Source organism: Streptomyces sp. NPDC127190 (assembly GCF_042672505.1).
Taxonomy (GTDB): domain Bacteria; phylum Actinomycetota; class Actinomycetes; order Streptomycetales; family Streptomycetaceae; genus Streptomyces.
On the sequence record NZ_JBHXVE010000003.1, the window covers coordinates 112,665 to 126,533 of the forward strand.

Annotated in this window: 14 protein-coding genes; 11 read left to right on the plus strand and 3 right to left on the minus strand. The window is 74.6% G+C overall.

The window, feature by feature from the left end:
- The first annotated feature begins 328 nt into the window (after positions 1–328).
- The 5 genes from ACFVIU_RS06275 (at position 329) to ACFVIU_RS06295 (ending at position 4,493) form a co-directional block, all read left to right on the plus strand.
- Positions 329–1,213, plus strand: coding sequence for a hypothetical protein (locus tag ACFVIU_RS06275; RefSeq protein ID WP_385840968.1), 885 nt, complete (start codon positions 329–331; stop codon positions 1,211–1,213).
- 190 nt (positions 1,214–1,403) lie between these two features.
- The gene (locus ACFVIU_RS06280; protein ID WP_385840969.1) at positions 1,404–2,270 is read left to right on the plus strand and encodes a fructosamine kinase family protein; all 867 of its coding nucleotides are present in this window, start codon (positions 1,404–1,406) and stop codon (positions 2,268–2,270) included.
- A gap of 110 nt (positions 2,271–2,380) precedes the next feature.
- Complete coding sequence (gene tgmA, locus ACFVIU_RS06285; RefSeq protein WP_385840970.1) at positions 2,381–2,572, plus strand: putative ATP-grasp-modified RiPP; 192 nt, start codon at positions 2,381–2,383, stop codon at positions 2,570–2,572.
- A gap of 17 nt (positions 2,573–2,589) precedes the next feature.
- On the plus strand, positions 2,590–3,573 hold the full coding sequence (tgmB, locus tag ACFVIU_RS06290; protein ID WP_385840972.1) for an ATP-grasp ribosomal peptide maturase: 984 nt from the start codon (positions 2,590–2,592) through the stop codon (positions 3,571–3,573).
- A 35-nt stretch (positions 3,574–3,608) separates the two neighbouring features.
- Positions 3,609–4,493 carry a Gfo/Idh/MocA family protein gene (locus tag ACFVIU_RS06295; RefSeq protein ID WP_385840974.1) on the plus strand — a complete coding sequence of 295 codons (885 nt, stop codon included), beginning with the start codon at positions 3,609–3,611 and terminating at the stop codon, positions 4,491–4,493.
- Here the strand turns inward: ACFVIU_RS06295 and ACFVIU_RS06300 are convergent.
- Positions 4,490–5,131, minus strand: coding sequence for a cysteine hydrolase family protein (locus ACFVIU_RS06300; RefSeq protein WP_385840975.1), 642 nt, complete (start codon positions 5,129–5,131; stop codon positions 4,490–4,492). The two genes, ACFVIU_RS06295 and ACFVIU_RS06300, sit on opposite strands and share 4 nt — an antisense overlap.
- Before the next feature lie 276 nt (positions 5,132–5,407).
- Between ACFVIU_RS06300 and ACFVIU_RS06305 the strand changes: the two genes are divergently transcribed.
- Together ACFVIU_RS06305 and ACFVIU_RS06310 are read left to right on the plus strand one after the other, a co-directional pair.
- Positions 5,408–6,514 (plus strand): PP2C family protein-serine/threonine phosphatase, encoded by a 1,107-nt coding sequence (locus tag ACFVIU_RS06305; protein WP_385840976.1) that lies wholly within the window; start codon positions 5,408–5,410, stop codon positions 6,512–6,514.
- A gap of 218 nt (positions 6,515–6,732) precedes the next feature.
- Positions 6,733–7,200 carry a hypothetical protein gene (locus ACFVIU_RS06310; RefSeq protein WP_385840977.1) on the plus strand — a complete coding sequence of 156 codons (468 nt, stop codon included), beginning with the start codon at positions 6,733–6,735 and terminating at the stop codon, positions 7,198–7,200.
- 19 nt (positions 7,201–7,219) lie between these two features.
- Here the strand turns inward: ACFVIU_RS06310 and ACFVIU_RS06315 are convergent, their stop codons facing one another.
- The gene (locus tag ACFVIU_RS06315) at positions 7,220–7,495 is read right to left on the minus strand and encodes a hypothetical protein (protein ID WP_385840978.1); all 276 of its coding nucleotides are present in this window, start codon (positions 7,493–7,495) and stop codon (positions 7,220–7,222) included.
- Between the two features lie 237 nt (positions 7,496–7,732).
- Between ACFVIU_RS06315 and ACFVIU_RS06320 the strand changes: the two genes are divergently transcribed.
- Both ACFVIU_RS06320 and ACFVIU_RS06325 read left to right on the plus strand, forming a co-directional pair.
- Entirely contained in the window at positions 7,733–8,998 is a 1,266-nt protein-coding gene (locus ACFVIU_RS06320; protein WP_385840980.1) for a serine hydrolase domain-containing protein, read from the plus strand.
- A gap of 119 nt (positions 8,999–9,117) precedes the next feature.
- Positions 9,118–10,350 carry a cytochrome P450 gene (locus tag ACFVIU_RS06325; protein WP_385840981.1) on the plus strand — a complete coding sequence of 411 codons (1,233 nt, stop codon included), beginning with the start codon at positions 9,118–9,120 and terminating at the stop codon, positions 10,348–10,350.
- 135 nt (positions 10,351–10,485) lie between these two features.
- Here the strand turns inward: ACFVIU_RS06325 and ACFVIU_RS06330 are convergent, their stop codons facing one another.
- Positions 10,486–12,033 carry a helix-turn-helix domain-containing protein gene (locus ACFVIU_RS06330; protein ID WP_385840982.1) on the minus strand — a complete coding sequence of 516 codons (1,548 nt, stop codon included), beginning with the start codon at positions 12,031–12,033 and terminating at the stop codon, positions 10,486–10,488.
- A 270-nt stretch (positions 12,034–12,303) separates the two neighbouring features.
- Here ACFVIU_RS06330 and ACFVIU_RS06335 point away from each other — a divergent pair, with 270 nt between their 5' ends.
- Positions 12,304–12,924, plus strand: coding sequence for an L-threonylcarbamoyladenylate synthase (locus ACFVIU_RS06335; protein ID WP_385840983.1), 621 nt, complete (start codon positions 12,304–12,306; stop codon positions 12,922–12,924).
- Positions 12,925–13,090: 166 nt separating this feature from the next.
- Entirely contained in the window at positions 13,091–13,846 is a 756-nt protein-coding gene (locus ACFVIU_RS06340; protein ID WP_385840984.1) for a dienelactone hydrolase family protein, read from the plus strand.
- Positions 13,847–13,869 lie beyond the last annotated feature (23 nt).

The following is a 13,869-nucleotide window of genomic DNA, read 5'->3' on the forward strand; positions in this document are numbered from 1 at the left end:
AGCTGGTTGAACCCGGTCCCGACATGAACCACCGTCAGCGAGTGCCGGCCAACGCACCATCCGAGCCGCCCAGCCGGGTCCAAGCACCACCCGTCTGTCCCAGCGGCACCCCGTTCCGGCCCCTCTTCCGGGCCAATCCCAGCCCTCCGCACCCCGCCGCGACAGCCCGCACGGCGCACCACAGTTCGCCGCTTCCGTGCGCCGGTCCGCATGCCGTGGACCGGCTCTCCCCGTGATCCGCGGAACACGGACAAAGGCTTGTTATGACCGCGGTCATAACGCAGGCTGGTGCCGTCAGCAGGACAGGCCGGCTCAACGGGAGGAAGCAGTGGCGGACGGGATGGCGCGGGCGCTGTGGGAGCGGTACGAGCCTGTGCACGACCTGGTGTACTTCGCGCCGGAGGCGCACCGGGCGGCGGACGCGCTGGGACTGCGCGGCTTCTGGATGGGGTACTTCGCACTGCGCGCGGCACCGCTGGGCGCGGTCGCCCCGTCCGTGGTGACGAGCAGTTTCTACGTCTTCCATCCGGCGCGGGTGACGCGGACACTGCCCGACGCCTGGTCGTACGCGGCTCCCGAGGATGTGCTGGCGGCCCGCCGGGACGCCATGGACGCGGCCATGAGCAGGCTGTTCGGGGCGGACGTCGTCGGCTCGGGCGACTTCGCCGAGGCCGCGGACCTCGCCTGGGAGGCGGCCGCGGCCGCCGACACCGCGGGCCGGGTGCTGGGCGCCGCCAACCAGGCGCTGGAGCGCCCGGACCGGCCCACCGCCCGGCTGTGGCAGGCGGTGACGACCCTGCGCGAGCACCGGGGTGACGGGCATGTCGCGGTGCTCGTGGGCCAGGGGATCGGCCCGGTGGAGGCCATGGTGCTCAAGGCCGCGGCCGGCGAGTCGGACGGGCGGTTCCTGCGGGAGACCCGCAAGTGGGACCAGGCGGACTGGGCGGCGGCCGGGACGCGCTTGCGGGAGCGCGCCCTGCTCAGCGCGGACGGCTCGCTCACCCCGGCCGGGGTCGCCGTGCGCGCCGAGGTCGAGGCGCTGACCGACGCGGCGGCCGAGAGCCCGTGGCGCGCGCTCGGCGCGGACCGCACCGAACGGCTGGCCGGGCTGCTGGCCCCGCTGGCCCGCTCGGTCGAGGACTCGGGGCTGCTGCCGACCGGCAACCCCGTGGGCCTGACCCGGGCCGCGGCCGCCGCGCCCGGCGGCATCTGAGCCACGGGCAGCGCAACGGCCGTCGGCCCACCTTCCTCCTTGGGTTCACCTCTCACTCAGGCCCGGCCGGCCACCCTCGTGACGCGCCGGAGCCGCGATCTGCACCCGTACGGAGGAACGTGCCGGGCGGCCGCGTCGCGCCCCGAACTGCCGTGCGCACGGCGGCTGTTGGGGGCCGTACCCTAAGGCCGTGGTCAACCGAGACGAGGATCCGGGGCAGGTTGCGGCCCGGCTCACCGGACGGCCCGTCAGCGGGGTGCGGGCGGCGTCAGGGTCGCCCGCCGAGGTGACGCTGACCGACGGCACGCCGGTGATGGTCAAGCGGGGGGACGCACCCGGTGCGGTGCGGGCGGAGGTGGCGGGGCTGCGCTGGCTGGCCGCGGCGGACGCGGTCCGGGTGCCCGCGGTGCTCGGCCACGACGAGCGCTGGATGGTGACCGAGCGGGTGGCGACCGGGCGCGCCGGCCCCGCGGCGGCGCTGCGCTTCGGCACGGCCCTGGCGGCTCTGCACGCGGCGGGCGCACCCCACTTCGGGGCGCCGCCGCCCGGCGGCCCCGAGAACGCGTTCATCGGCCGCGCCCCCATGCGCAACGCGCCCGGCACCGACTGGCCCCGCTGGTACGCCGAGCACCGGGTCTCGCCCTATGTGCGCGGCGCGCTCGACCGGGGCACGCTCCGCCCGGAGGAGGCGGGCGTGTTCGAACGGGTCTGCGAGCGACTGCCGGAGCTGGCGGGCCCCGCCGAACCGCCCGCCCGGCTGCATGGCGACCTGTGGAACGGGAACGTGCTGTGGGGCGCGGACGGCGAGGTCCGGCTCATCGACCCGGCGGCCCACGGCGGGCACCGGGAGACCGATCTGGCGATGCTGCACCTGTTCGGCTGCCCGTACCTGGACCGTGTGCTCGTGGGGTACGAGCGGACAGCACCACTCGCCGAGGGCTGGCGGGACCGGATCGGTCTGCACCAGCTCTTCCCGCTGCTGGTGCACGCCGTGCTCTTCGGCCGCGGATACGCCGAACAGGCGCTGGCCGTGGCCCGGGGCGTGCTCCGGGGCTGACCCGGTCCGGCACCGGCGGAAGCAGCTTCTCATCGTGATCACTCAGCGTGAGGAACCCAATCACCCGTTCGATTCGTATAAGGACGTGAAAGCCGAACCAGGGAGAGGCCATGCAACCGTTCACGCTCAACTACGCGCGACCTGCTGTGCAGTTGGACGTCACCCCTCCGTACGCCTATGACTCCGGACTGCAATTGAACGTCCTCCCGGACGGACGGATCGCGGCCACCGATCACGCGACCCTGCGAGCGTTCGGGACCACGACGTCGACCGCTGGTTCCAAGACGCACTTCGACGACTGAACCACGGGCTTCGGACGATGACGGTACTCATCCTGACCAGTGAAGAGGACGTGACGGCGGACATGGTGGTCCTCCGGCTGGGCGAGGCGGGCGTGCCCGTCGTCCGGCTCGATCCCGCCGATCTGACCCAGGGGGTGGCACTGTCGGGCGAGTACGCGCAGGGCGCCTGCCGCGGGCATCTGTCCGTCGGCGGGCGCCTGGTGAGCGTGAACGGCCTGCGCTCCGTCTGGGTGCGCAGACCCGGCCGGGCGGCCGCGCGCGCCGCCCATCCGTCCGCCTGGCTGACCGAGGAGTCCGCGCAGGCTCTGTACGGCATGCTGCGGTGCACCGACGCCCGCTGGATGAACCACCCGGACGCCGCCCGCCGCGCCCGGCACAAGCCGTGGCAGCTGCACCTGGCCCAGCGCACGGGGCTCGCCGTGCCCGCCACGCTCATCACGACGTTCCCGCAGGCGGCGCGGGAGTTCGCGGAACGCTTCCCGGACCTGGTGGTCAAACCGGTCTCCGGCGCACACCCGCAGGAGCCGGCGCGTGCGGTGCCGACCAGCAGGGTCGCACCGGACACCGACTTCTCGGCGGTCGCCTTCGGACCGACCCTGTTGCAGCGGCGGGTCACCAAGCGGGCCGACATCCGGCTCACCGCCGTCGGCGGCACCCTGCTGGCCGCGCGCAAGCCGGCCGATCCGGACGCCCACCCCGACGACGTCGACGTCCGCTTCGCCCCGTCGGTCTCCCCCTGGCTGCCCGCCGAGGTGCCGCCGCGGGTCGCCGAGAGCGTGCTGCGCTATCTGGCGGAGGCCGAACTGGCCTACGGCGCCTTCGACTTCGCGGAGGACCCGGACGGCATCTGGTGGTTCCTGGAGTGCAACCAGTCGGGGCAGTTCGGGTTCGTCGAGATGGACACCGGCCAGCCGATCGCCGCCACCATCGCCGACTGGCTCGCCGCGCACGGCGAGGCGGGCCGCGGGTGTGGGACGGGGGATCGGCGCGCAGGATCCTGAGGACGCGGGGTACGGCTCGGAGAGAGGAACGTCTCATGCGCATCGGACTGCTGGGGACCGGCCCCTGGGCGCAGGCGGCGCACGCTCCCGCCCTCGCCGCCCACCCCGGCGTGGAGTTCGCCGGGGTGTGGGGGCGCCGCCCGGAGGCGGCGGCGGAGCTGGCGGAGCGGTACGCCGTCACCGCGTACGACGACGTGGACGCGCTGCTGGCCGAGGTGGACGCGGTGGCGGTGGCGCTGCCGCCCTCGGTGCAGGCCGAACTGGCGGTGCGCGCGGCGCGGGCGGGCCGGCATCTGCTGCTGGACAAGCCGGTCGCGGTGTCGGTCGCGGCGGGCCGGGCGGTCGTCGCGGCGGTGGAGCGGGCCGGGGTGGCGTCGGTGGTCTTCTTCACCCTGCGGTTCCAGAAGGAGCCGGAGGCCTGGATCGAGGAGCAGGCGGCGGCCGCGGGCTGGTTCACGGCCCGCGCGCACTGGCTGGGGGCGGTCTTCACCTCCGGCAGCCCGTACGCGGTCTCGCCGTGGCGGCGGGAGAAGGGCGCCCTGTGGGATGTCGGCCCGCACGCCCTGTCGGTGCTGCTGCCGGTCCTCGGCGACGTACGGCAGGTGGTGGCGGCCGGGTACGGTCCCGTGGACACCGTGCACCTGGTCCTCGACCACGCCACCGGCGCGTCCAGCACCCTGACGCTCAGCCTGTCGGCGCCGCCCGCGGCGGCCGGGGCGGGCGTGCAGCTGTGGGGCGAGGCCGGGGTGGCGCAGCTGCCGGACGGCGCGGAGGGGCCGGTCCCCGCACTCTCCCGGGCGGTCGACGCCCTGCTGACCGCCGCCCGCACGGGCCGGCCGCACGCCTGCGACGCCGCGTTCGGCCAGCGCGTCACGGAGATCCTGGCGACGGCGGAGGCCCGGTTGAGGAGCAGCGACTAGAGCGAAGCCCCACTGTCGTCCCTGGGGTGAGCGTGGAGGGCCGTGGGGGGCGTCCAGGCCGTGGGGTCGTCGGCGGTGGTGGTCCGTGCGCCGTAGACGACCCGCATGAAACGCAGGACGGCCTCGTCCGGCAGATGCAGGGCCGCGGTGCAGTCCGTCAGGACGGTCACGTGGTAGCCCTTCTGGAAGGCGGTACGGGCCGTGGTGTCCACGCACACGTCCGCGTACAGCCCGGCGAGGACGAGGTGCCCGATGCCCCTGGCGGACAGATGCGCCTCGAAGCCCTCGCCGAGGAAGGCGTCGAAGCAGGCCTGCTTGGTGAAGACCCGCTCGCCCGGTGCCGGGGCCACGGCGTGGAACTCCGCGCCCCAGGAGCCCGCCACGCACTTCGGCCGTCTGCCCCGCAGCCGGTCGCGCAGCCGCCAGCTGGCGCCCTGGTGTTCCAGGTCGCCGGCGAAGCGGACGAACACGACCTCCACGCCCCGCTCCCGGGCCGCCGCCACCGCCCGGACACAGCCGGCCGCCACCGCCTCCAGCGCGGCCGGGCCGCCGCCGGAACGGGCGCGGGCCGCGGGGCCGGCGAAGAAGTCGTTCTGGAGATCCACGACGACCAGGGCCGTCCGCTCGCGTGCGGTCATGATCGGCTGGTGAGCATGGAGTCGGCACCTCTGCTTTCCACTGCGACGCGCCGGAGCCCGGTCCCGGCGGTCGGTCCACTATCGGTCACCCCGCGCACCCGGGGCGGCGAACCCCGGTCTGAGCACCCGAAGGGGGGAATCCGCCGGACGGCGCGCGGCAGGGCGCGCTCCGGTACGGCCGCCCCGCACTCCCGCGCGCACGGCTCGCCGGCCCACCGCAACCGTGCGGCCCGAGCGCGGGAGGCCCGGCCGGGGCGGTCGGCGTAGCGTGGGCGTGTGAGATCGGTGCGCGGCTGGTCGTCGCGCGGGGACCGGGAGGATCGCGGCTGGCTGCGGGGCGCGCCGCCGCCGCGCTGGGTACGGGTGCTGCCCGTGCTGCTGCTCGTGGCCGTCAGCGTGGCCACGGCGATCACCCCGGACGCGCGCGACGCCGGTTTTCTGCTGGGCGCGATCCCGCCGCTGGCGGTGCTGTCCTACGGTCCGCTGGCGACCGCGCTGCTCGGCGTGGGCGTGGTGGTCGTACTGAACGTGCCGGCCACGCATCTGAACCGTCCCGGCGACACCGATCTGCTCACCGTCGTGTTCGTGGCCGCGCTGAGTGTGTTCGTGTCCTATGTGCGCAGCCGGCGGGACGCCCAGCTGGACACGGAGCGGGAGATCGGTGAGGCCGTGCAGCGGGCGGTGCTGCCGTCGCTGCCGGAGCGGGTCGGCTCGGTCGGCTGCGCGGGCTTCTACCGGGCGGCGCAGGACGGGACGCTGGTCGGCGGGGACTTCTTCGACGTGCGGCAGGGGCCGCACGGGGTGCGTGCGGTGATGGGCGATGTGCGGGGGCACGGGCTGTCGGCGGTGGCGACGGTGGTGGCGCTGCTGGGGGCGTTCCGGGAGGCGGTGCTGGACCAGCCGGCGCTGGAGTCGGTGGCGGCGCGGATGGACCGCAGGCTGGCGGTGGACGCGGCGGGGGTACGGGACGCGGAGCTGTTCGCGACCGGCGTGCTGCTGGAGTTCTCCCCCGACGGGCGAGCGGTGCGGGTGGTGGCCTGCGGTCATCCGGCGCCCGTGCTGCTGCGCGCGGGGCAGGCGCGGGAGGTGGCCGTGGTGCCCGGGCCGCCGCTCGGGCTCGGCCTGGTCGACGTGGATCCGCCGAAGGAGGTCACGCTGGCGCTGGCCCCCGGTGACCGGCTGTTCCTGGCCTCCGACGGGGTGTGGGAGGCCCGGGACGGCGCCGGCGCCTTCTATCCGCTGCCCGGACGGCTGGCCGCCCTGTCCGGAACCGCGTCCGCGGAGCTGCCCGGTGCCGTGTGGACGGACCTGGCCCGGCTCGGCTGCGCGGTCCGGGACGACGTCAGCATGCTGGTGCTCGCCCCGGACGCCGACGCCATCTGACCTGGGCCACCCCGTACTTCGGCCTCCCCCGCCGTCCCGAACCGACGCGCGGAGTTCGAACGTGTCGCCTCAAACGCCACGGTTCGCCACCCCTTCCGCCACGTAGAAATATCTACGAGCATGCATATGCCGGGTTGGCGTGCAGGTGCACCAAGTGCCCGGCCATGGCCGCCCCCTGCACGCATGGCAGGCGGGCGAGGACACCCTCGGAGCAGTGCATGACGAACACGATGTGGATGCGGGGCGTGGAGTGGCTGGCCGCTGCGGCCGGTGACCCGCGGGCCTGCAAATGGGAGTGGGATCACGGCGAGGGCGTCGCGCTGCTGGAAGCGGGCCGCTTCTGGGACGTGCTGAGCGTCCCCGAGCGGCTGGGTCTGCTCACCCTGGACCTGCTGTGGCGACCGGACCTGCCCCTGCCGGGGCCCACGCTGGTCGACACCGCCGCGGGCCGGGTCGGCTTCTTCCTCCCGCCCGACCCCGCCGGGGGCTGGGTCGGCTCCGGCCTGCGCTACGGCGCCAAGGGCACCTGGGTCGCCGTACCGCCACCGTACCGGCCCGCCCGCTCCCTGGAATGGCTGGTACCGCCCGACGGCACCGGGGCCCTGCACGGTCCCGAGCCGCTGGAGGAGGCGTTGCAGCAGGCCAACGGCACCCTGGCCGTCCTGGCACCGCCGGCCGACCGGTAGCCGGCCGGGCTGCGGCGGATCAGGGGCGCTCCGGCTCGGGCCGTGGACGCCGGGCGGGCACGGGACGTACGGCCCACAGTGCGTCCCGTGCAGGGGCCGGCGGAGCGACGGCCCACAGCGCGTCCGGTTCGGCGGGCACGGTCCGGCCCTGCGCGCGCCACTCGGTGACGAGCCCTGCGTAGATCGGCTCCCGCGCGCGGTCCACCCGGTCGAACGGATCCGTCCGGCGTGTCCGCTCCCTCCGGCGCATCTCCTCCAGCCGTTCGAGCCGGTCCATCCAGTCCAAGCGGTTCATGCCGGGGCAACGCCGGCGGCCGGTCCCCGGTACGCCCCGGCCGCAGGGCTCACCGGGTCGGGTGAGGCCATCCCCCGAACGAGGCGCTCCGCCCGTCCGACAAGCATCCCGCCCCCGGCACGGAGGGGCCGGTGGCCGACGGGCAGTGCCGGGTGGGCGCTCCTATGCTGGGAAGGCAGGGCTCCGACGTCGCTTCCCGCTCGCACGTACTCCCCATCACGTGCTTGGAGTCAGCCCATGTCGCATTTCTCCGCACACCTGCGCCGGGGGGCCGTGGTCGCCGTCACGGCGGGGACGCTGCTGACGCCGCTCACCGCAGGGGCCGCACCGGTCCTCGTGCCGGGCGGCGCCCCTGCCGCCGTCTCCCCCACGCCTGCTCCTCCGGCCCCCACTCCGTCGCCCTCGCAGTCCGAGGTCCGCGCGCTCACACCGGCCGTGGCGAACCAGCTCGACGCGGCCGTCCAGCGGGTGATGCGGCAGGCGAACATCCCCGGCGTGACCGTCGGTATCTGGACGCCGGGACAGCCGAGTTACGTCCGCTCCTTCGGGGTCGCCGACAAGAGCGACGGGCAGCCGATGGCACCGGGCATGTTCATGCGGATCGGCAGCGAGACGAAGATGTTCACCGTCTCCGCGCTGCTGCAACTGGTGGACCGGGGAAAGGTCGGGCTGGACGATCCGATCGGCAGGTACGTCGACGGCGTGCCCAACGGGGACCGGATCACGCTGCGTCAGCTGGCCGAGATGCGCAGCGGACTGTTCAACTACTCCGAGGACGCCGACTTCGACAAGGCGCTCACCTCCGCCCCCCAGAAGCCCTTCACGCCCCAGCAGTTGCTCGACTACGCCTTCAAGCACCCGGTGATGTTCGAGCCGGGGGCGAAGTTCTTCTACAGCAACACCAATCTGATCCTGCTGGGGCTGGTGGTGGAGAAGGAGAGCGGGCAGCACATCGAGGACTACATCAGGCAGCACATCCTCGAACCGGCCGGCATGAAGGACACACTCTTCCCCACCGGAAGCGAGTTCCCCACGCCGCACGCGCAGGGCTACACCCTCCAGACCGCGAACGGCAAGGAGGCCGACTCGGCCGACTGGAATCCGTCCTGGGCCTGGGCGGCCGGCGCGATGATCTCGACCCTCGACGATCTGCACACCTGGGCACCGACGGCCGCCACCGGCCAGTTCCCGGACGGTACCCGGATGATCAGCACCGCCAGCCAGGAGCAGCGGCTGATGACACTGCCGGCCGGCCCGTTCAAGGGCGCCGGCTACGGCCTGGGCATCTTCGACGTGCGGGGCTGGATCGGCCACAACGGCTCGCTGCCGGGGTACGAGGCCCTGACGGTCTATCTGCCGGCGACGCGGACCACGCTCGTCGTGCTCTGCAACACCGACACCGGATACCGCGGCCAGGAACCCAGCACCGTGCTGGGTGCGGCGATCACCCGGATCATCTCCCCCGGACACGTCTACAACCTGCCAGTCACCCGGACCGGTTGAGGCGCGATCTCGGCCGGATCCAGACCCTGGAAAACCTGTTCGGTGGGCCGGCCACCCCGGGCGGCGTCTACTGAAGGCGAACGCGTCGAAACGAGCGCCGCTCGCCCAGGAGAACCGTCGTGACCGTCACCGACCGTATCGCCCTCGACCCCTTCGGCTCCGACATCGTCGCGGAGAGCGCCCGGTTGCGCGCCCTCGGCCCCCTCGTCCCCGTGCAGCTGCCCGGTGGCGTCCCCGCCTGGGCTCCCACCGGCTACGACACCCTCAGAGACCTGATCCTCGATCCCCGCGTCAGCAAGGACGCGCGCCGGCACTGGCGGCTGTGGCCGGAGCTGAGCCGGCACCCGGAGTGGGGCTGGGTGGCCACCTGGGTGGGCGTGGTGAACATGCTCACCGCGTACGGCCCCGACCACACCCGGCTGCGCAAGCTGGTCGCACCGAGCTTCACACACCGCCGTACCGAGGCGATGCTGCCGCGGGTACGGGCGCTCACCGCCGAGCTGCTGGACGAGCTGGCGGCCGCGGGGGCCGACGGCCGGACGGTCGACCTGCGGGCGGGGCTCGCGCATCCGCTGCCGATGCGCATGATCGGCGAACTCCTCGGCCTGCCGGAGGAGTTGCAGTCGGACGCCGTGCGGCTGATCGCCGACATCATGAACACCTCCGACACCAGCCCCGAGCACGCGGCCTCGGTGCAGCAGCGGATCGGCTCGGTCCTGGGCGCGCTGATCGCGCACCGGCGGACGCACCCCGGCGACGACATCACCAGCGAGCTGATCCGGTTCCGGGACACGGACGGCGACCGCCTCGGCGACGAGGAACTGCTGCACACGCTGCTGCTGGTGGTGGGGGCCGGGTTCGAGACCACCGTCAACCTCATCGGCAACGCGGCCGTCGCCCTGCTGACCCACCCGGCGCAGCTGGCGGCGGTGCGCTCGGGGGCGGTCGGCTGGGCGGCGGTGGTGGACGAGACGCTCCGGGTGCATCCGTCCATCGCCGCGCTGCCCCTGCGGTTCGCGGTCGAGGAGCTGACGGTCGGGGACGTGACGGTCCCGGCCGGGGACGCGATCATCACGCTGTACGCGGCGGCGGGGCTGGACCCGGCGCACTACGGCGCGGACGCGGCCGTCTTCGACGCGGCCCGGGAGGCGGCGGACCATCTGGCGTTCGGGATCGGTGTGCACCGCTGCGTCGGGGCGCCGCTGGCCCGGCTGGAGGCGACCACGGCACTGCCCGCGCTGTTCTCCCGCTTCCCGGGGCTGCGGCTGGCCGTCGGCGCCGAGGAGCTGCGGCAGCTGCCGTCGTTCATCACGCACGGCTGGCAGGAGATCCCGGTCCGGCTGGACCCCTGAGCGGCGGACACCCGGGACGGGCGCCGGGCCGCGACCGGTCCCCCGTTCCGGTCACGGCCCCTGCACTCTCCCGAACTTAACGGCGGCCGCGCGCACGGGGTAGCGCACCGGTGCCCGGCCGGACCCGCGGAGCACTCATCCGTGCACAGCCGCGCCCGGTTGCTCCCGGTTCGCGGGGTCGAGCACGGGAACGGCGAGGTCGCCGGTGACCAGGTGGGCGAGGACGACCTCGTACAGATCGGTGCCTCCGGCCAGCAGCCGGCGCTCCAGCACGGGTTCGGCGGCCCTGATGTGGTCGCGGACGGTCTGCGCGTGCACGCCCCGTGCCTCGGCCGCGCGTTCGGCGTTGGCGTCGGCGGCGATCCAGGCGCGCAGGGTGCCGCGCAGGTCCCGGCCGTCCGCGTCGAGGCGGCCGAGCAGGCCCTGGGCCCAGGAGCCGAGCGCGGGCGCGCCGAGCAGGTCCGGGAGCGTCGCCGGACACTGCGGGCGGTCCGGCTCGGCACCGAGGTCGTACGCCCCGCAGGCCGCCTCGGTGGCGAGCGCGACATGCGTCACGGCCCGCACGGTGAGCACGGAGAAGTCGGCGCCGAGCAGGGCCGCGACCCGGTCGAGGCGGGCGCGGACCGTGTTGCGGCTGACACCGAGCACCTTCGCCGCGCTCACCGCGGTGAACTCCAGGCCGAGCCGGGTGGTGGCGAGCAGTTCGGCCCGGATGTGGTGGGGCAGCGGGTCGAGCGGGCGCAGCGCGGACGCGCACCAGGCACGCAGCGCGCCCGGGTCCATGAGCTGGACGGGGCGGGTGCGTTCGGCGTAGACGGCGGCGCGCTCCGGCCGGTGGCGGGCCACGGCGAGCGCGGTGACGGCCTGGCCGTAGGCGGTGGCGGTGCGGGCCAGGCGCTGCCGGAGGCTGCCGCCGACGAAGGTGCCGGGCCGGCCGGCGACGAGGGCCCGCAGCCGCTCCTCCACCTCCGCGGCGGAGCCGACGACGATGACGTGCTCGTCCATCGCGGGACAGCGCACGACCAGCGCCCGGCCCTCGGTGGCCTCGGCGCAGGCGTCGGCGAGCCGGTCGCGCTCGGCGGCGGCGCACTCGACGACGTACACCTGGGTGGTGTCCTTCTCCAGCAGCCCCGGCCACAGCCCCGCGGCGACCCGGCGGGCGGAGACGGTGTCCTCCACCATGAGCAGTTGCAGGATCGCCAGCCGCAGGTCCGCCGTGGCCCGCCGCAGCCGGTCCGCGGACTCGGTCGACTCCCGCTCGCGGAGCAGCAGTTCGAGCACTCCGGCGGTGTGGCTGAGGATCTCGGACATGTGCCGGTCGAAGGGCGCCGGGCGGGCCACGGCCAGTACGGCCGCCCGTCCCGGCCGGGGTCCCGGGCGGCGGATGCCGACCAGGCGCAGATGCCGGGCGCCGTCCTCCAGGGCGGCACCGGCGACCCGGCCCGCGGTGATGCCGGCGGCCACGGCCGCGTCGAGCGGCAGGCGCTCTCCGGCGAGCAGGCCGCCGTCGGCGTCCTGGAGGGACACCGACGCCTCCAGCGTCCGGCCGAGCCAGGCGAGCAGCCGGCCCGGGTCGCGCCCGGCGGGACGCAACTGGCCGAGCAGTTGGCGCGCCCAGACCTCGTCGGCCCCGTGGCGCTGCCCGGGCGCCGGACCGGGACTCTCCTCCGCTCCGCCGGCCACCAGTGTCTCTCCTCGTCGTCGGGTCCATCCGGGCGTCCTCAGGCGCACGTTACCCGACCCGGCCGCGCAGGGCTCCGCCGACGGCCCGGGGGGTGGCCGTCGGCGGAGGCGCCACACCGGGGAGGGGGGGACCCCGGGCGGCTCACGGACCTGATGCCCGGGATTCCGCGCGGCAGACCTGGCGGCCGGCGGCCGTCCGCCGGCGCACCGACGGCGGCCGGGCCGCCGGCGCTGCGCGCACCGGCCGGTACGGCGGCATAAGCTCGGCGGATGGCGAAGTACTTCGACGTGCACCCGGACAACCCGCAGCCGCGCAGCATCGCGCAGATCGCCGACGCGGTGCGCTCGGGCGCGCTCATCGCATATCCGACCGACTCCTGTTACGCGCTGGGCTGCCGGCTGGGCAGCAGGGACGGCATGGACCGGATCCGTGCCATCCGCAAGCTGGACGACCGGCACCATTTCACGCTGATGTGCCGGGACTTCGCGCAGCTCGGCCAGTTCGTCCGGGTGGACAACGACGTGTTCCGGGCGGTGAAGGCGGCCACGCCCGGCAGCTACACCTTCATCCTCCCGGCCACCCGCGAGGTGCCGCGCAAGCTGCTGCACCCGAAGAAGAAGACCGTGGGCGTGCGCATCCCGGACCATGTGGTCACCCAGGCGCTGCTGGCGGAGCTGGGCGAGCCGCTGCTGTCCAGCACGCTGCTGCTGCCGGACGAGGAGGAGCCGCCGACCCAGGGCTGGGAGATCAAGGACCAGCTGGACCACGTGGTGGACGCGGTGGTCGACTCCGGCGACTGCGGCACCGAGCCCACGACGGTGGTCGACTTCTCCGGCGGCGAGCCGGAGATCGTGCGCCGCGGCGCGGGGGACACCGGCCGCTTCGAGTGAGCGGGCGGCACATCGGGTTCGGTGGTCCGGATCGCGCGTGGCAGCATGATCGGTAGCAGTGGTGCCGGGGGCCGCCACCGCGCGGCGCCCGTTCCCGCGCCGCGGGGTCCCCTGGTTCCCGGTTCTCCCGCGTTCTTGCGTTCTCCGAGGAAGGGCTGTGTTACCCATGACCGACGTCCAGTCAGCCGCACTCGACATCGAGACCCAGGACGGCGTCTGCGACGCCTACCTCGTCCACCCCGCCGACGGACAGCCCCGTCCGGGCGTGCTGTTCTACCAGGACGCCTACGGCATGCGCCCGTACCTGAAGTCGATGGCCGACCGGCTGGCCGCCGCCGGCTACACGGTGCTGGTGCCGAACGTGTTCTACCGGCTCGGCCGCACCCCGGTGGTCGAGCTGCCCGAGTTCATCGACCCGGCCGCCGACCCGACCCTCTGGGACCGGGTCGGCCCGGTGGTGGCCTCCCTGACCTCGGAGATGATCGAGCGGGACGCCGAGGCCTATCTGCGGGTGCTGGCCGACAGCCCCCTGGTGGCCGGCGGTCCGGTCGCGCTGACCGGCTACTGCATGGGCACCCGGCTCGCCCTGTGGACGGCGGCCGCACACCCGGACCGGGTCGCGGCCGCGGCCGGTTTCCACGGCGGCCGGCTCGCCACCGACGACCCCGACAGCCCGCATCTGGCGGCTCCGCGCATCACCGCGGAGGTGTACCTGGGGCACGCCGACAACGACCCCTCGCTGCCGGTGGAGCAGATCGAGCTGCTGGAGAAGGCCCTGACCGACGCCGGGGTGCGGCACACCTGCGAGGTCTACGAGGGCGCCCACCACGGCTTCACGCAGGCGGACACCCCCGCCTACGGCAAGGAGGCCGACGAGCGGCACTGGTCGGCGCTGCTCGGCCTGCTGCGGCGCACGTTCTGACCCCGGCGGCCGGAACGGGCCGA

Coding starts and splice junctions, on each gene's coding strand:
- tgmA (WP_385840970.1), top strand. CDS start 2,381: ATGCAACCGTTCACGCTCAACTACGCGCGACCTGCTGTGCAGTTGGAC.
- tgmB (WP_385840972.1), top strand. CDS start 2,590: ATGACGGTACTCATCCTGACCAGTGAAGAGGACGTGACGGCGGACATG.
- ACFVIU_RS06295 (WP_385840974.1), top strand. CDS start 3,609: ATGCGCATCGGACTGCTGGGGACCGGCCCCTGGGCGCAGGCGGCGCAC.
- ACFVIU_RS06300 (WP_385840975.1), bottom strand. CDS start 5,131: ATGACCGCACGCGAGCGGACGGCCCTGGTCGTCGTGGATCTCCAGAAC.
- ACFVIU_RS06310 (WP_385840977.1), top strand. CDS start 6,733: ATGACGAACACGATGTGGATGCGGGGCGTGGAGTGGCTGGCCGCTGCG.
- ACFVIU_RS06315 (WP_385840978.1), bottom strand. CDS start 7,495: ATGAACCGCTTGGACTGGATGGACCGGCTCGAACGGCTGGAGGAGATG.
- ACFVIU_RS06320 (WP_385840980.1), top strand. CDS start 7,733: ATGTCGCATTTCTCCGCACACCTGCGCCGGGGGGCCGTGGTCGCCGTC.
- ACFVIU_RS06335 (WP_385840983.1), top strand. CDS start 12,304: ATGGCGAAGTACTTCGACGTGCACCCGGACAACCCGCAGCCGCGCAGC.
- ACFVIU_RS06340 (WP_385840984.1), top strand. CDS start 13,091: ATGACCGACGTCCAGTCAGCCGCACTCGACATCGAGACCCAGGACGGC.